The following is a 16524-nucleotide window of genomic DNA, read 5'->3' as shown; positions in this document are numbered from 1 at the left end:
CACGATGAAGTGCGGACAACAAGTCGTTTTTCTTCAGTAAGAGTAGAGAAGAATCCCTGCTATTTTTCTCCCTTCACATAATCTGCATCAAACAAGAACATGCGCATGAGGAGAATCAGCGATGGAATCAGCAGGAGAAGACCTGCAATGAAGACAATGACAAGCGCCACAGCCATCGATTCATTCGTAACCGCATTGGAAATCGTCACGTACGGATAAAGCAGATACGGTAGATGGGAAGCTCCATACCCAAAGAAGGCAACGAAGAACTGAAGCATCACGGCGATAAAGGCCCATCCGTAAAACTTTCCGGTATAGACGAGGAACAGCGCAGTTATAAAGAACCCAACAGAAATTCCGAACACCCACCACAAGTCAATCGCCCGTTGAAAATGCTCTGGATTCTGCTGACTCAAAGCAATAAATGTCGTCAAGCTGGCAATGATGGTCGGAGAGCTCCAGAACAGCGCATACTTCCTGACAATTTCAAGTGCCGGTCGGTCGCCCGCACGATGGGCATAATACGTTAAAAACATCGCGCTGATATAAAGAACGGAAACGATGGCGAGAAAAACGACACTCCATGAATAAGGGTTTGAGAACAGTTCCCCGTAGAGCAGCTGCACGCCATTTTCCGTCTCTTCAATAAAGCCCCCCTCTGAGATTGTCAGAGCGGTGGATAAGGAGGCCGGAATGAGCAGGCCTGTCGCTCCATAAAGGAACATGTAGAGAGAGTTATCTTTGGATCCATAGTTTTCAAACGCATAAAAGGAACCCCGTATAGCAATGAGAACAATCGCAATACTTCCCGGAATCAACAGGGACTGCCCAAAATAATACGCCATATCAGGGAAGAACCCGACAAGACCGACGAAGAAAAAGACGAAGAAAACATTCGTCACTTCCCATACCGGGGAGAGGTACCGGGAGATCAGCTGATTAATCAAGTGATCCTGTTTCGTCATTCTTGCATAATAAGCGAAAAAGCCAGCACCAAAATCCACAGATGCGACGATCAAATATCCGTAAAGGAAAAACCAGAGGACGGATATACCGATGATTTCATAGCTCATGACTGTCCCTCCCTGCTGGCTGCGGCTGTATTCGGAAAGCGGTGCTCCAGTTCAAGCTCGGCCGGTTTGCCTTTGAATATTTTGCGTAACGTAAGCAGACATCCAATAGCGAGCACAAGGTATACGGCAGCAAACAGCGCAAACATCCAGCCGATGTACGGGGATGTCGTCGAACCTTCAGCAACAGTCATAAAACCTCTTAAAATCCACGGCTGTCTCCCCACTTCGGCATAAATCCAGCCAAACTCAATCGCGAGCATCGTCAAAGGACCAGTCACTGCCACTCCCCACAAGAGGATAGGATGGAACGGGTTTCCTTTCTTCCATTTCCAGAGCACAAGGAAGAGCAGGGAAATCCCCAGGGTGTAAAAGCCGATCGATACCATCAGGTCGAACATATAGTGTATCCATAAGGGAGGCCGCTCGTTCTCAGGTGTTTCCTCGAGGCCTTCCACTTCTGCATTGAAATCGCCATGAGCAAGAAAACTCAAAGCATTGGGGATCCTGATGGCATTTTCGACTTCATTGTTCTCATTCAGCGTACCGAATACAACAAGGTCGGCGCCTTCTTCGGATTCAAAGTGCCATTCCCCGGCAGCGAGCTTCTCGGGTTGATGCTCAGCAAGAAACTTCGCAGATAAATCACCGGCGAGCGCTGTAAGCATGGCAAAGATAAAAGTGGCAGTCATCGTAAGTTTTAATGCTTTTTTGTGATAGAGGGATCCTTTTTTTATCAGAATGATGAAAGCAGCAATCCCTGCAAGCACCGCAGCAGCGGTTAAATAGGAGGAAGATATGACGTGAAAGACCTTCGTCGGTGTCGCAGGATTGAACATCGCAGCAAGTGGATCCACCGATGTAAAACGCCCCTCTTCCAGCTCAAACCCCTGCGGCGTGTTCATAAACGAGTTCACCGTTGTAATAAAGAAGGCGGACATCGTTCCTCCAATGACTACAGGAATGGACAACAGCCAGTGGTAGATCGGCTTCTTGAACCGGTCCCACGTATATAAGTAAATCCCAAGGAATATCGCCTCAAAGAAGAAAGCGAAGGTTTCCATAAATAACGGCAGTGCAATCACGTTCCCCGCCAGCCTCATGAAGCTCGGCCAGATGAGGGACAACTGCAGACCGATCGCCGTCCCTGTCACAACTCCGACAGCGACCGTAATCGTATACCCTCTTGTCCACCGCCTGGCAAGCAGGGTGTAATGCGGATCTTTCCGCTTGATTCCGATGAATTCCGCAATGGACACAAGGACGGGGACCCCGACTCCCAGTGTTGCGAAAATGGCGTGAAATAATAGTGTCATCGCGGTGAGCGCACGACTCACTTCGACGGTTTCGAATCCAAACATCTTAATTCGTTCCCTCCTACCCAGGAATAATCTCAAAATCTGTTCTGGGATTAGTATAAAACGTAAAACACCGTTGTGGTATTCAAGATGATGACTATTTTGTGACAAACTTCACAAAGTCTTTTCGATTCTTATCGTACCGCAGACCATCCGTGATGTCGACCTATCTGCCTGTTCCCCTCCTCCGTTCTTTTCTAACGCTGTTCAAATAAAAAAACCCTGTAGAAATTTTCTACAGGGTAACTTGTTATATTGCATCCAGCATTTGGAACTGGGCTTTTACAAGTTCATAATATTCGCCGTGCTGATCCATAAGTTCATCATGAGATCCCTGCTCAAGAATCTTTCCATGCTCGAGCACGAAAATGTTGTCAGCTTCCCGGATCGTTGATAAGCGGTGGGCAATCATAATGGCTGTTCTCCCTTTCAGGAGCTTCTTCAATGCCTGTTGAATCTTCAGTTCGGTTTCTGTATCTATACTCGCTGTTGCTTCATCGAGAATGAGAATCCTCGGATTGGCAAGCAGGGCCCTGGCAAAGGATAGAAGCTGCCGTTCTCCGGCTGAAAGGATATTGCCCCGCTCCTCTACTTCTGTTTCGTAGCCGTTGTTCAAGCGCTGGATAAAACCATCCGCTCCTACCACTTCTGCTGCTTCTTTCACCTCTTCATCCGTAGCATCCGGCCGCCCGAAGCGGATATTTTCCATGATCGTTCCCGAAAAAATGAACGTGTCCTGAAGAACGACACTGATCTGCTGTCTGATGCTATCAATGGAAGCATCCTTCAAATCCACCCCATCGATTTTGACGGCACCTTTGGTTGGGTCGTAAAAACGGCTGATCAAGTTGGCAATCGTAGATTTCCCTGATCCCGTATGTCCAACAAGGGCCACCGTTTCTCCTTGTTTCATCTCAAGGTTGATATCATGAAGAGCTATCCGCTTGGAATCGTAGGCAAACTGAACGTGGTCGAATTCGATATTCCCTTTCATCTCTTTTAATTCCACAGCGTCTTTCTTCTCTTCTACATTCGGTTCTTCATCAAGGAATTCGAATATCCGTTCAGAAGCTGCCATCGCCATAAGAAGCTGGTTGTACATCATCCCCAGTCTGGAAATGGGTTCCCAGAACATCCCAAGGAAAAAGGCGAACGATACAAACGTTCCGACCTCGATATCTCCCTGTAGAATCAACCAGGCACCAAAGGACACGAGAATCACCGTACCAATGGCGTTGCTCATTTCGACAAACGGACGGAACATGGCGCTTTTTTTGGTCGCTTCCTTCCAGGCGAGAAAGTTATCCGTGTTCACCCCGTCAAAGTATTCGTTATTTTCCTTCTCCTGTGTAAAAGACTGGGTAATCCGAATGCCCTGAAGACTTTCATTCAGGTGGGAATTCAGCCTGGACTGCTGGATTCGTACCTGCTGCCAGGAGCGTCGGATATTCCTCCGCAGCTTCGTGGAGATATAAAACATCAGCGGCATGATCACGAGAATCGCCAGGGCAAGCTTCGGATCGAGCGCCAGCAGAATAGCGATGATCCCTGTTAAAAGAACAATATCCATCAGAAGATTGATAATGCCGTTTGTAAACAGTTCCTGAAGAGAGTTGATATCATTCATAATCCGCACAAGAATGGAACCGGCAGATCTCGAATCGAAAAACTTGTGAGACAGCCTTTGGACATGGGAAAACAGATGCTGTCGTAGATCATAAATCACGTTCTGCCCCAGAATGTTGACATACTTAATCCTCAGGGCATTGGCGATATAGCTGAGAACATACAAGCCTGCGATTCCCAGCACCAATTGGATCAATAAACCGTTGTCTCTTTCTGCAATCGCAGCATCTATAGCCACCTTACCAATTAAAATCGGTACAATAAGCCGGACCAGTGTGGAAACCAGCATGGAAATAATGGATATTGGCAGTAGATTTTTTGTATACGGCTTGATGTATGTAAGCAGACGCCACATTTGTGCCCAGTTAAAAGGCTTCTCAATGGCCTGATCCTGTGAATATTTGAAACGGTTTAAGTGTTTATTTTTTTCTGCCATAGAAAGTCCCTCCTTCCTTTTATCGATGGGAAGCTGTATTTAGAATCTTTTCTTTATCCTGGTATTGAATATCGTAAATGCGTTGATACGGTCCTCCATTGCTCAACAGTTCCTCATGCACCCCGCGTTCTTTCACGCTTCCATCTTCGAGAACGATGATTTCATCGGCATGCTTCAAAGAGGAAATGCGGTGGGCAATGATGAAGGTCGTACGGCCTTTCATGACTTCCTGAAGAGCTTTTTGGATGTTGAACTCGGTTTCCATATCAACAGCTGACGTCGCATCATCCAAAATGAGGACAGCAGGGTCAATAAGAATCGCGCGGGCAATCGCAATCCGCTGCTTCTGTCCGCCGGATAATCCCATGCCCCTCTCTCCAAGGAGCGTATCATAGCCTTCGGACAACTCCATGATGAACTCATGAGCCTGGGCTCTTTTAGCTGCATCAATCACATCATCCATGGTTGCATCTGGATTACCATAGGCGATATTTTCCTTGATCGATGTCGAGAATAAAAACGATTCCTGGAGCACGAAGCCTATATTCTTCCGGAGGGTTTTCAATCCATAATCTGAAACCGGCCGGCCGTCGACAAGCACTTCTCCTTTTTCCGGTTCATAAAAACGGGTAATCAGCTGGGTGATACTCGTTTTGCCTGATCCTGTAGCTCCTATCAACCCGATCGTTTTCCCAGGAGGGGCATCAAAGCTGATATCCTTTAGTGCTGAGTCATCATCTTCCACATAAGTCAGTGTGACATCCTTGAAGGTGACATGGCCTTTCAGCCGGTCCTGGTGGATGGCATCTTCCTTTTCCGTAATCTCTTCCGGAGCTTCTAATATCTCAAGCAGCCGCTCGCCGGATGCTTTGGCCTGTGAAAACTGGTTGATGACAAACCCCAGATTCATCAAAGGACCGAGGATATACCACACAAAGCTGAAAAAGGCCACCAGCTCTCCAAGCTGGAGCGAGCCATTGATGACAAGGTACCCGCCATAGGCCAGCAGGGCCACAACCGACACGTTTCCGATAAACTCCATCAGCGGAAAATAACGCGACCATATGTTGGAGGTGTCGATATACTTCGTCCTGTAATCATTGCTGCGGTTGGAGAAACGACCGATTTCAAAATCCTCTCTGGAAAGAGATTTTACCGTGTTCATTCCACTGATATTTTCCTGTACTCTTGTATTCAATTTACCGAATGATTTCCGGATTTTACGAAAGGCGGGGTGCACACGGCGGTCGAACCGGTAGACGACTATACCAAGAAACGGCATTGCAGCCATCGTGACCAGTGCCAGAGGAACGGAATAGTAAAACATGACACTCAAGCTGATCACAATCAACAGGACAATCCGGAGCAGTTCTGAAAAGCCAAAGGATAAAAAGAACCGGAAGCCTTCCACATCTGCTGTCAAACGGGACATTAGGTCCCCCGTTTTCGCGTTGTCATAGTAACGGAAAGGCAGACGCTGCAGTTTCTTGTAAATTTCATCCCTGAGTGTGTAGACCGAACGTATGCCGAAATAATCTCCATAATACTGGTTGAAATATGTAGCGAATCCTTTAATAATCATCAGTCCGATAAAAGCAGCACATAAGTAGGGAATTAAGCTGTACTGCTCCCCTGTTACGGCATCGTCAATCGTTTTCTGCAGGACAATCGGATAAACCACGGTAATAGCTGTAACAAAAAGCAGGGCGAACATGGACCACAAAAAATAACTTTTAAACGGCCAGTAAAACTGTTTCAACTTTTTAAACGTATCCAAATCATGACCTCCTTCGCTGTCAACGTATTTATAAATATATCGGGTATCGAAATAAATTGCCACCCATTTGAAATAATTTTTAAAATTTTCTGTTAAGACCTTCCCCACTTTACAACGTTGTCCCATCAAACGCTCTTATGTTCCCTCCGCCGGCTTTTGTATAATTACCAGCCTGAACATCACACGCATACATATATCTTTCCATTACATGCACAATATAATGGTATTCCTATACGCCTCTCGGCAAATAGAAAGAAATGTAAAAAACGTAAGCGAATATGCGAAGTTTTATGCGTATTTTCGACAAATCATTGAAATCATCCCTTACGTTCCGCTATTCTATTAGAGAGGTAAGTACAAGGACATAAAGAAAGGAGCTCTATGCAGCTATGAATTTATTTGAAGAAGGAATGCAATTTAACCTCTCAGAGCTGGTCGAACTGCTCATTCAAGTCGGCTTGAAAGTGCTCGTACTGCTGATCGGTTATGCTATTGCAAAACCACTGGGCCGTAAAGCCATCGAAACGGCCATCAACCGCTTAAGTACCCAGAGGAAACTCTCCGAAGGACGGAATAAAACGTTACAGAAGCTTTCTGTTAACCTCTTTTCCTATGCTCTTATTTTCATCCTCGTCATGATGCTCTTCAGTGCTGTCGGCATTGAAATCGGCCCTCTCCTTGCCGGTGCAGGAATCGTTGGTCTTGCGATTGGTTTCGGAGCCCAGGGGCTTGTGTCAGACATTGTCACCGGCTTTTTCATCCTGCTTGAACGTCAAGTGGAAGTGGATGATTACGTAACCGCCGGCGGTTATGACGGAATTGTCGAGGAAGTAGGCATCCGCACAACGCGCATCCGGAGCTTTGATGGAACGTTGAACTTCATTCCAAACCGCAATATTTCAGGTGTAGCCAACCATTCCCGCGGCAATATGCGTGCCCTTGTGGACATTGGAATCGGCTATGATGAGAACATTGACGAAGCAATGGCTGTCCTTCAGAAAGTGGCTCAGGACTTCCAAGCGGATGAACGCTTCAAAGAAGGTCCGGACGTCCTTGGTGTCCAAAGCCTCGGATCATCCGATGTCGTCATCCGTATTCTCGGTAAAACGGAAAACATGGAGCAGTGGGCCGTGGAACGCGACCTGAGAAAAGCGATGAAAGAAGCGCTTGATGCTGCAGGTATTGAAATTCCGTTCCCTCATCAAGTTTACGTTCATAAAAACGAAGAATAACAGAAAAACGCCCGGATGATGTGATCCGGGCGTTTTCTCATTCTTTCACTTTCCATATTTCCACTTTTTTTATCTGTCCCTTCACCATATCGACAACTTTAAAGGAATAGCCGCTGCTCACGACAACCGTTCCTTCTCCAGCCTCATAGTCCTGCGTATAGATCCAACCGGATATTGTATCTATATCCTCATGATGAAGGTTTACCTGAAAGTACTCATTAATATCCTGAACCGCTGTTTTCCCCTCGACGAGGTAGTGCCCGTTTTTCAAGCGTTTGATGTCCCGTTCCTCTTCTGCATCAAATTCATCCCTGATTTCCCCGACGATCTCTTCGAGGATATCCTCGACCGTCACGATACCGGCCGTTCCTCCATACTCATCAATCAGAACAGCCATATGATTGTGCTCCTTCTGCATTTTCACCAGCAGATCATGAATAGGCACATTTTCAAAAACTTTCATCACCGGCCGCATGAAAGGGCGTAGTGATGTATGATGTTCTGCATCATCAAACAGCAGCTCTTTCATATGAATGATTCCAATCACTTCATCTTTATTCCCATCTATGACAGGATAACGGGTAAAACGGTTCTGCTTCACTTCACGTATGATGTTGGACACCGGCTGATGTACATTGATGACCGCCATTTCTGTCCGGGGAATCATAATTTCCTTGGCTGTGCGGTTATCAAATTCAAATATCCGGTCGACATACGTATATTCTGACCGGTTGATTTCGCCTTTTTGGTAGCTTTGGGACAAAATATGGCGCAGTTCTTCTTCAGAATGAGCCTCTTCAGATTCATTCGCTGTATGGAATCCCATCATCCGTACAAAAATATTGGCAGCGCCGTTCAACAGCCAGATCAGCGGGTACATGACCTTGCTGTAGAGCATTAAAGGCCTGGATAAAACCAGAGTGAGTGCTTCTGCTTTTTGGATGGCTACCGTCTTCGGAGCGAGTTCCCCGAGGACGACATGAAGGAATGTAATGATGAAAAACGCAATCGCAAAGGAGAGCGTGTGGGTGACCCCTTCAGGAAGCGGAAAACGGTCAAACAAAGGACGGAGAAGGACATCCAGTGTCGGTTCTCCGAGCCACCCTAAACCGAGGGCTGTGATCGTGATTCCGAGCTGACAGGCCGAAAGGTAGTAATCCAGGTCATTCAACACTTTCAAGGCGTTGCCCGCCCGTTTATTCCCATCGGAGGCAGCCGACTCAATCCGTGTTTTTCTCACTTTTACGATTGCAAACTCACTTGCTACAAAGAAAGCTGTCAAAATGATTAAAACCGCTACTGCAGATAACTTTAACACCGATTCCATTTCAGCCGATCCCCTCCTCTTTTTCCGTCATTGCTTATGTGAACTTCTACTACACATGTTTTACCAATAAGGACGTATTCTAAACACCTTTCTCTAGTGTTCACATAAGCGGGGAAGCTATACGCCGGCTCACAAAGAACGGAGCGTTTGTTCGACAGTATCGACGCCTACGACCAGGGCTTCTTCTTTCGGCATTAAAGAAGATTGATGCAGTCCTGCCTCCGAGTCAACCCCAAGCCAGAACATAAAGCCCGGAATCTCTTTCAACATGTATCCGAAATCTTCCCCTGTCATAGCCATCGGAGCTTCTTTGAACGTATAAGGAAGACGATTCATCACCTTTTGAAAAGCCTCCACCTGCTCCCTGTCATTATATACCTGATGATAAGTGGAGCCGTAATCTATGGAGATGCTGCAGTCGTGGGTAATTTCAAACCCGCGTGCGATTTTTTCGATTTCTTCTTTTACCAGCTTCATGGATTCCGGAGAAAGGGTGCGGATCGTTCCTTCAAGCCTTGCCGTTTCTGCGATGATATTCTGAACAGTACCGGCCTCGATTTTCCCTACGGTTATGACAGCACTGTCGAGCGGATCCATCCGGCGGGCCACAATCTGCTGGATGTGTGTAACAAACGTACTTGCCGCTAACCCCATATCATGCGTCAGGTGAGGAAAGGCGGCATGCCCCCCTACTCCCTTGAAATCGATGAAAAGTTCACTTGTGTTGGCAAACAGCAGGCCCGGGCGCGAAGTCACTGTCCCGACAGGAAGCTCCGGAGCTACGTGCAGCGCAAAAATGATATCCGGCTTCATTCGTTTCATTGGCTCAGAGGCAAGCATCGGCTCCGCTCCGCCCGGGCCTTCTTCCGCCGGCTGGAAAAGAAACAGGATGTCGTCTTCTGGTGGTTGTTCGGCCAGTCGGGTCAATGCGCCGAGAGCAATGGTCATATGAAAATCATGCCCACAGGCGTGCATTCGCCCTTCAATGATCGATGAAAACGGATATCCGGTTGTTTCTGTCAAAGGCAGGCCGTCGATATCAGCACGGTACCCGATCGTCCGCTTCCCTTCCGTCCCTTTCACATGGACGAAGACACCGGTCCTCCACGTTTCTACCGTTAACCTTTCCTGAGGCAGTGTGTAAATATAGGAAAGTAAATAGGTCTGTGTTTTATATTCTTCAAATCCCAGTTCAGGGATTTGATGCAGTTCCCTGCGGATGTCTATCAGTTGATCCAGTTGCAAAGCATTCACTCCTTCTATAGAAAAACCCTGCAGAACGCAGGGTATCAGACAGGCGCAGCCCGCTTTGGACTGCGCCTGTATAAAGCTTATGAAGTGGAATTAGTTATCCAGCTTGCGCAGCTCCTGTTTGATTTCTGTTTTTGATTTTGTCTGGTCATCAATTTCCTTGATGACTTTAGCCGGGGTTCCCGCCACGAGCGTGTTTGCCGGTACATCTTCAGTTACAATCGCTCCAGCAGCAACAACGGCGCCTTCTCCGACTGTGACACCTTCAAGGACGACCGCATTGGCACCAATGACAACGCCGTCTTCTACAACCACCGGTTTGGCGGAAGGCGGCTCGATGACTCCCGCGAGGACTGCGCCTGCACCGATATGGCAGTTCTTACCAACCGTCGCACGGCCGCCCAGAACGACGTTCATGTCAATCATCGTACCTTCACCAACGACAGATCCAATGTTGATCATTGCCCCAAGCATGATTACCGCTCCATCACCGATTTCCACTTGATCACGGATTACAGCACCCGGCTCGATCCGTGCATTGACCTTCTTCAAGTCAAGCAGAGGAATCGCAGAGTTGCGGCGGTCATTTTCAAGGACATAATCCTCAATATCATTTTCGTACTTTTCAAGAAGTGGCTGAATGACTTTCCATTCGCCGAAAATCACTCCGCTGTCACCAGTAATAAAGTCCTGGATCTGGTCACCAAAATCAAGGCTTTCCAGATTGTTACCTTTAAGATAAACCTTTACAGGTGTAGATTTTTCACTGTTTGAGATAAAAGAAATAATCTCGTTGGCATCCATTTGTTTCATCAGTCATCTCTTCCTCCTTTATGTATCTTTCATCCTTTACTTTATCAAAGGATATCCGGGGTTATCAATCTTTTTTCGGAATTTGCAGAATCAGTAGAAAACTTACGGCTGCTAAAAGGACCAGACTGATGTATACGATATGGAGGCCGGAAGTCAGTCCATGCTGGAGCACGGCAAGAGCTTCTTCCCCCAAAGAGAGTCGTGTTTCTTCACGGAGCAGGGCGTTCGTATCGTCAATGCTCAGTTCGCTGCCCATGCCGGCCTCCTCAATCTCATCAGATACACGGCTGTTCAGCAGACCACCGAGAAGGGCTGCTCCAAGCGCACTTCCAATTGTCCTCATAAACATGTTGGAAGCCGTTGCTATCCCTCTTTTTTCCCAGGTCACACTATTTTGAATGGAGACGATAAAAGAAGTGGTCGTCAATCCCATCCCGATTCCAATGAACAAAGAACCAGCCGCCGCGAATAAGGGCCCTTTCTCAGGAGAAAGCAAGGAAAAGATAACGCTCCCAACGATAAGAGAAACACCACCGGCGAGAGCTGTAGGTCTGAAACCGATCTTCAAAAACAACCGTCCGGCAGCTGCTGATGCCGCCGGCCATCCAATCGACATCGTGGTAAGTGTAAATCCTGCCACCGTAGCGGACTGCTCCATCACTCCCTGGACAAAAGCCGGGAGATAACTGCTCACTCCGATCAAAATCATACCCGTAACCAAAGATGTGGCATTGGAGTAACGAATGGACCGGATCTTCCACAAATCGAGCGGCATCATCGGGTCCTCCATCTTTCTTTCATGCATAATAAAAGCCAGGGCCCCTCCTGTGGAAATCACGGCCAGTGCAGCCATTCCCCACGAAAGCCAGGGGATGCTTGTCCCGCCATCAACCAGAATGACAATCAAGGAACTGATCGTAATCATCACCCATACGGAACCGGGCAGATCTACGCTGCGCTTTTCTTTGGTTTTCTCTTCCTTGAAAAAGAATAAAATGCCAAGCAGAGCCAGAATACCGAGAGGCAGGTTCATCCAGAAGACATAAGGCCAGCTGAGCACATCGACGAACAATCCGCCGAGCAGCGGCCCTGCGACTGCAGATAATCCCCATACACTGGACAGCCATCCTTGGATCTGCGCCCGTTCTTCTTTTGTATAGATATCCCCGACGATGGTGGTTGCTATCGGCATCAAAGCACCTGCACCCAGTCCCTGTAACAGTCTTGCCCCAATCAGGACTTCCATTGAAGGCGCGAGCGCACATAAAACCGCTCCGGTTAAAAACAGACCGATGCCGGTCATAAATACTGGTTTTCGACCAAAAACATCAGAAAGGCGGCCGAATAGCAGAACGGTGGCCGCGTTCGTCAAAAGATAAGCGGAGAACACCCAGGAATACCATCGGAAACCGCCGAGGTCTGCTGCGATACTCGGCATGGCTGTTGAAACGATGGTGGCTTCAATAGCCGCCAGAAACATCGCCAGCATAATCGAAGCGAGGACCAGTCCTCTATTTTGTTGTGTATTCGACATATGTATCTCCACCTTTTTCGTTATAAAAAAAGATGACACCCGGTGGATGTCATCCATTTTACCATAGATGGAAGATTATGTTGTCTCCAGCATGGTATACTTCAACGTTTCATGATAGTGTTTGCTGAATTGTTTTAATATCGTTCTACGGGTCACAATACCGTCGAATTCGCCTTTGTCGTCTGTCACACAAACAAAAGGATGATCGATCAGCTTGTGCAGTGCATCAATCATCGTCTGCTCCTTGGTGAGACATGGAACTTGATCATCCATGACTTCCTTGACCATAATTTCCGAAAGACGGTTCATCTCGAATTCTTCTATACCAATCGTTTCCTCTAAAATTCTCGTTTTGCTGATCACACCTTGAAATGTATAAGACGGGTCCAGTACAGGAACAGCGGAATACCCGGATTTCACTAATACGAGCAGGGCATGCTCCAACGGGTTACTGATTTGTACGTGGGCCACTTTCTCAGATGGAATCATCAGCTCCGATACTAATGGAATACGCAGTGTTTCTTTTTGTAAACTTACCATGTTCTACTTCACTCCTCTTTTTTTCACGACCATTGAAGGAGCAGAAAGAGACGTTCATTGGACCATAAACAGCTTATCATACATCATCCTAAAACTCGAACCGCAATTCCCGACAAATCTCTCTCTGACCAGGTTGACGATTATCTGATACCCTGATCCATACGCTGTCAAAACCTGTAAAACACACTTGGTCTTTATAAATTTTTCTTAACGGCTTATAATGAGTACAACTGAACAATATTGGGGTTGAATCGATGCTGACACATACATTTACGAAAAAGGAAGAAATCGCAAATGCCGTAACTCACGGAATTGGAGCCGTCCTGAGTGTGGCTATGCTTGTCCTGCTGATTGTTTTCGCAAGTCTCGGAGGAAATGCGTGGCACATTACAAGTGTGACGATTTACGGGGTAACGATGCTCCTGCTCTACACTTCTTCGACTCTCGTCCATAGTTTTCCTCCCGGCCGCGCCAAAGATCTCTTTGAGATTTTCGACCATTCGGCCATCTATTTGTTTATTGCCGGTACGTATACACCAATTCTCCTTGTTCCACTGAGAAGTTCCCTCGGCTGGACGCTTTTCGGAATCGTGTGGGGAATTGCCATTCTGGGGATCGTTTTCAAAGTATTTTTCGTGAAAAAATACGTCTTTATGTCCACGGTCTTCTACCTGCTGATGGGCTGGCTCATCGTTCTCGCCTGGGAGCCTTTGACTGCACAAGTACCAGCTGCCGGCATCACCTATCTCGTCGTAGGAGGCGTCCTTTATTCCATCGGGTCCATCTTTTACGTATGGAGAAGCTTCACCTACCACCATATGGTATGGCACCTGTTCGTACTCGGAGGGTCGATTCTTCACTTCTTCACGATCTTCTTTTATATCATCGGATAATAAAAACGCTGCGCTTCATGCGCAGCGTTTTTTATTTAGACTACATCGTATCCCTGATCTTCGACCGCTTCTTTCAAAGCTTCATTGGAGACCGTATCGTTATGAGAAACACGGACTTTTCCCGATTCCAGGTTGACATCGGCTTGTTTCACCCCTGAAAGTCCGGTTAAAGCTCCTTCCACCGCCTTTTTGCAGTGGTCACATGTCATTCCTTCTACTTGCAGCATCGTTTCCATTATCGTTCCTCCTTTACAATTTAACCCGCTTCAGTCTGAGAGCATTGGTTACAACACTGACCGAGCTGAAGGCCATGGCTGCACCGGCCACCCAGGGCGCGAGCAGCCCAAGTGCAGCTACCGGAATTCCTGCACTGTTGTATGCCAGCGCCCAGAATAAATTCTGACGGATGTTGCGCATCGTCTTCCTGCTGAGGGAAACAGCCTGACTGAGATGGGCAAGGTCCCCCCCGACTAGAGTAATATCTGCGGTTTCAATCGCAACATCCGATCCAGTCCCGATCGCTACACCTATATCGGCCACAGCAAGCGAAGGTGCATCGTTGATTCCATCACCGACCATGGCCACTTTATGACCTTCCTGCTGCAGCTCCTTGACTTTTTCAGCTTTTTCTTCGGGAAGCACTTCTGCAAAGACGCCGTGAATGCCTACTTCCTTGGCAATCGCTTCAGCCGTCCGGCGGTTATCTCCTGTAACCATGTACACATCCAGACCGAGCTTCTTCAAATCGGCCACAGCTTCCCTTGATGATTCCTTCACCGTATCAGCCACAGCTATAATACCTGCAAGTGTGGCGTCGACAGCGATGAACATCGCTGTTTTCCCTTCCTGCTCAAAGTCTGCCATTTTTGATTCATAAGCCTCATATTCCAGCTGTTCCCGTTCCATCAATTTTCTCGTACCGATCATAATGTGGTGTCCTTCTATATCTGCAATGACCCCATAACCAGGAACGGCTTCAAATCGCTCAGGTTCTGCCAGCGCTGTCTTCTGCTTTCCCGCATAGTCGACAACCGCTTCAGCAAGCGGATGCTCAGATGCCGATTCCGCAGAAGCAGTGAGACGCAGCAGATCAAGGCGATCATCAAATGATTCAAAGTTCGTGACTTCCGGTTTTCCTTTCGTAATTGTCCCCGTTTTATCCAACAGAATAGTCGTCAGGTTATGTGTCCCCTCCAAATATTCTCCGCCTTTATATAAAATGCCGTGTTCTGCTCCCTTACCAGTCCCAACCATGATCGAGGTCGGTGTAGCAAGGCCGAGGGCACAAGGGCAGGCAATAACAAGGACAGCAATCGCAGCCTCCAAAGCAGGCCCCCATTCTCCTGGAGATACAAAGATCATCCATACTAAGAAAGTCACCAAAGCGATTCCGACGACAATCGGCACGAAAATTCCAGAAATCCGATCCGCTGTGCGCTGGATTGGAGCTTTGGACCCCTGGGCCTCCTCGACGATTTTCACAATGCCGGAAAGAGCGGTATCCTTTCCTACCCTTTCCGCTGTCATTCGGATCGTACCATGCTTGTTGATGGTGGACCCGATGACCGCTTCTCCTTCCATTTTCTCGACCGGAATCGATTCACCGGTGATCATTGATTCGTCGATAGAAGTCATCCCGGAACGGACCGTCCCGTCAACGGGTATTTTTTCTCCGGGTTTAACGATGAGCTCATCGCCGACCTGAACCTGTTGAACAGGAATTTTCTCTTCTTTTCCGTCTCTAACGACGACAGCTTCCTTTGCCTGCAGATTCAGCAGGTGGGAAAGGGCTGCTGTTGTTCTTCCCTTAGCCAGGGCTTCAATCAACTTCCCAACGAGGATCAGCGTAATAAGTACGGCACTCGTTTCAAAATAAAGATCCGGCATCCTGTCTGATGCGCTCATCCAGCGGATCATTTCTACAACACTGTAAAAATAAGCCGCCGACGTACCCAGCGCAACGAGTACATCCATGTTGGCACTCTTATTGGATAATGCCCGCCAGGCCCCTTTGTAAAACGGCGCCCCGATGTAAAACTGGACGGGAGTTGCCAGAAGAAATTGAAACCACGGATTCATCAGCAGTTCAGGGACGTAAAAAGCAAGACCAAAAGGAAGATGACCAGCCATCGTATAAAGCAGAGGAAGTGAAAGGAGAGCCGAAATCCATAAACGGCGCTTCTTCAGTTGGATTTCCTCTTCTTTCTTTTCCTTCTGCTCCTCCCTGTCACGTTTCACTACGGCACCGTATCCGAGCTTTTTCACGCGGGCAATGATATCATCCACCGTAACTTCAGATGGGTCATATTCCACGACTCCCGCTTCTGTGGCGAGATTAATGGCTGCTTCATTGACACCATCCGTCCGGCTCAGCACTTTTTGGATGCGGGAGGAGCAGGCAGAGCATGTCATCCCTTCAATATCAAGCTCCAGCTTTTCCATACGGAGACCATAGCCGAGTTTTTCCACCCGTTCTTTAATCTGATTGGCATCGACTTCATCATTACGGTAGGAAACAGACGCTTTTTCCATGGCCAGATTGACGTCTGCCTGTTCCACACCATCCATTCTATTTAACACGTTTTCAATTCTGGAAGCACAGGCGGAACAAGTCATCCCTGTTACACCAAATTGTATTTCTTTTGTATCGGACATGTACTGATCCCT

General features: G+C 47.5%; 13 protein-coding genes. 2 read left to right on the top strand and 11 right to left on the bottom strand.

Translation table 11 applies throughout. The features are described 5' to 3' along the window. Positions 1 to 59: 59 nt before the first annotated feature. From QMA39_RS02535 to QMA39_RS02520, 4 genes are all read right to left on the bottom strand, one after another. On the bottom strand, positions 60 to 1073 hold the full coding sequence (locus QMA39_RS02535; RefSeq protein ID WP_281657921.1) for a cytochrome d ubiquinol oxidase subunit II: 1014 nt from the start codon (positions 1071 to 1073) through the stop codon (positions 60 to 62). Then, complete coding sequence (locus QMA39_RS02530; RefSeq protein ID WP_281657920.1) at positions 1070 to 2431, bottom strand: cytochrome ubiquinol oxidase subunit I; 1362 nt, start codon at positions 2429 to 2431, stop codon at positions 1070 to 1072. Before QMA39_RS02530 ends, QMA39_RS02535 begins: the two co-directional genes overlap by 4 nt. A 247-nt stretch (positions 2432 to 2678) precedes the next feature. Further along, positions 2679 to 4490 (bottom strand): ABC transporter ATP-binding protein, encoded by a 1812-nt coding sequence (locus QMA39_RS02525; RefSeq protein ID WP_281657919.1) that lies wholly within the window; start codon positions 4488 to 4490, stop codon positions 2679 to 2681. 19 nt (positions 4491 to 4509) lie between these two features. Then, entirely contained in the window at positions 4510 to 6267 is a 1758-nt protein-coding gene (locus tag QMA39_RS02520) for an ABC transporter ATP-binding protein (RefSeq protein WP_206932428.1), read from the bottom strand. 389 nt (positions 6268 to 6656) lie between these two features. On the opposite strand from QMA39_RS02520, the gene QMA39_RS02515 reads away from it, so the two are divergent. Beyond that, complete coding sequence (locus QMA39_RS02515; RefSeq protein ID WP_027954037.1) at positions 6657 to 7499, top strand: mechanosensitive ion channel family protein; 843 nt, start codon at positions 6657 to 6659, stop codon at positions 7497 to 7499. Between the two features lie 37 nt (positions 7500 to 7536). On the opposite strand, the gene QMA39_RS02510 is transcribed toward QMA39_RS02515, so the two are convergent. The 5 genes from QMA39_RS02510 to cbpB all read right to left on the bottom strand — a co-directional run bounded on the left by QMA39_RS02510 (position 7537) and on the right by cbpB (position 12964). Then, positions 7537 to 8826 carry a hemolysin family protein gene (locus tag QMA39_RS02510; protein ID WP_027954036.1) on the bottom strand — a complete coding sequence of 430 codons (1290 nt, stop codon included), beginning with the start codon at positions 8824 to 8826 and terminating at the stop codon, positions 7537 to 7539. Between the two features lie 129 nt (positions 8827 to 8955). Next, positions 8956 to 10071, bottom strand: a complete 1116-nt coding sequence (locus QMA39_RS02505; RefSeq protein ID WP_281657918.1) for an N-acetyldiaminopimelate deacetylase — start codon at positions 10069 to 10071, stop codon at positions 8956 to 8958. 99 nt (positions 10072 to 10170) lie between these two features. Continuing rightward, positions 10171 to 10890, bottom strand: a complete 720-nt coding sequence (dapD, locus tag QMA39_RS02500) for a 2,3,4,5-tetrahydropyridine-2,6-dicarboxylate N-acetyltransferase (protein ID WP_281657917.1) — start codon at positions 10888 to 10890, stop codon at positions 10171 to 10173. A gap of 64 nt (positions 10891 to 10954) precedes the next feature. Next, a complete protein-coding gene (locus tag QMA39_RS02495) occupies positions 10955 to 12424 on the bottom strand; it encodes an MDR family MFS transporter (RefSeq protein WP_281657916.1) in 1470 nt (489 codons plus the stop codon). A gap of 75 nt (positions 12425 to 12499) precedes the next feature. Continuing rightward, a complete protein-coding gene (gene cbpB / locus QMA39_RS02490) occupies positions 12500 to 12964 on the bottom strand; it encodes a cyclic-di-AMP-binding protein CbpB (RefSeq protein WP_027954032.1) in 465 nt (154 codons plus the stop codon). Between the two features lie 254 nt (positions 12965 to 13218). Here cbpB and QMA39_RS02485 point away from each other — a divergent pair, with 254 nt between their 5' ends. Further along, the gene (locus QMA39_RS02485; RefSeq protein WP_027954031.1) at positions 13219 to 13857 is read left to right on the top strand and encodes a hemolysin III family protein; all 639 of its coding nucleotides are present in this window, start codon (positions 13219 to 13221) and stop codon (positions 13855 to 13857) included. Positions 13858 to 13892: 35 nt separating this feature from the next. Here the strand turns inward: QMA39_RS02485 and copZ are convergent, their stop codons facing one another. Both copZ and QMA39_RS02475 read right to left on the bottom strand, forming a co-directional pair. After that, complete coding sequence (copZ, locus tag QMA39_RS02480) at positions 13893 to 14093, bottom strand: copper chaperone CopZ (RefSeq protein ID WP_281657915.1); 201 nt, start codon at positions 14091 to 14093, stop codon at positions 13893 to 13895. Between the two features lie 13 nt (positions 14094 to 14106). Continuing rightward, positions 14107 to 16512, bottom strand: coding sequence for a heavy metal translocating P-type ATPase (locus tag QMA39_RS02475; RefSeq protein ID WP_281657914.1), 2406 nt, complete (start codon positions 16510 to 16512; stop codon positions 14107 to 14109). Between the last annotated feature and the right edge of the window lie 12 nt (positions 16513 to 16524).

Origin of the sequence: Halobacillus sp. Cin3 (assembly GCF_947311855.1) — a bacterium.
Classification (GTDB): domain Bacteria; phylum Bacillota; class Bacilli; order Bacillales; family Halobacillaceae; genus Halobacillus; species Halobacillus kuroshimensis.
This window is presented reverse-complemented; position numbering and strand designations above follow the sequence as displayed.

What these genes read in the sequence shown, in the direction of transcription:
- QMA39_RS02535 (WP_281657921.1), bottom strand. Translation starts at nt 1,073, where the DNA reads ATGAGCTATGAAATCATCGGTATATCCGTCCTCTGGTTTTTCCTTTAC.
- QMA39_RS02530 (WP_281657920.1), bottom strand. Translation starts at nt 2,431, where the DNA reads ATGTTTGGATTCGAAACCGTCGAAGTGAGTCGTGCGCTCACCGCGATG.
- QMA39_RS02525 (WP_281657919.1), bottom strand. Translation starts at nt 4,490, where the DNA reads ATGGCAGAAAAAAATAAACACTTAAACCGTTTCAAATATTCACAGGAT.
- QMA39_RS02515 (WP_027954037.1), top strand. Translation starts at nt 6,657, where the DNA reads ATGAATTTATTTGAAGAAGGAATGCAATTTAACCTCTCAGAGCTGGTC.
- QMA39_RS02510 (WP_027954036.1), bottom strand. Translation starts at nt 8,826, where the DNA reads ATGGAATCGGTGTTAAAGTTATCTGCAGTAGCGGTTTTAATCATTTTG.
- dapD (WP_281657917.1), bottom strand. Translation starts at nt 10,890, where the DNA reads ATGAAACAAATGGATGCCAACGAGATTATTTCTTTTATCTCAAACAGT.
- QMA39_RS02495 (WP_281657916.1), bottom strand. Translation starts at nt 12,424, where the DNA reads ATGTCGAATACACAACAAAATAGAGGACTGGTCCTCGCTTCGATTATG.
- cbpB (WP_027954032.1), bottom strand. Translation starts at nt 12,964, where the DNA reads ATGGTAAGTTTACAAAAAGAAACACTGCGTATTCCATTAGTATCGGAG.
- QMA39_RS02485 (WP_027954031.1), top strand. Translation starts at nt 13,219, where the DNA reads ATGCTGACACATACATTTACGAAAAAGGAAGAAATCGCAAATGCCGTA.
- copZ (WP_281657915.1), bottom strand. Translation starts at nt 14,093, where the DNA reads ATGGAAACGATGCTGCAAGTAGAAGGAATGACATGTGACCACTGCAAA.
- QMA39_RS02475 (WP_281657914.1), bottom strand. Translation starts at nt 16,512, where the DNA reads ATGTCCGATACAAAAGAAATACAATTTGGTGTAACAGGGATGACTTGT.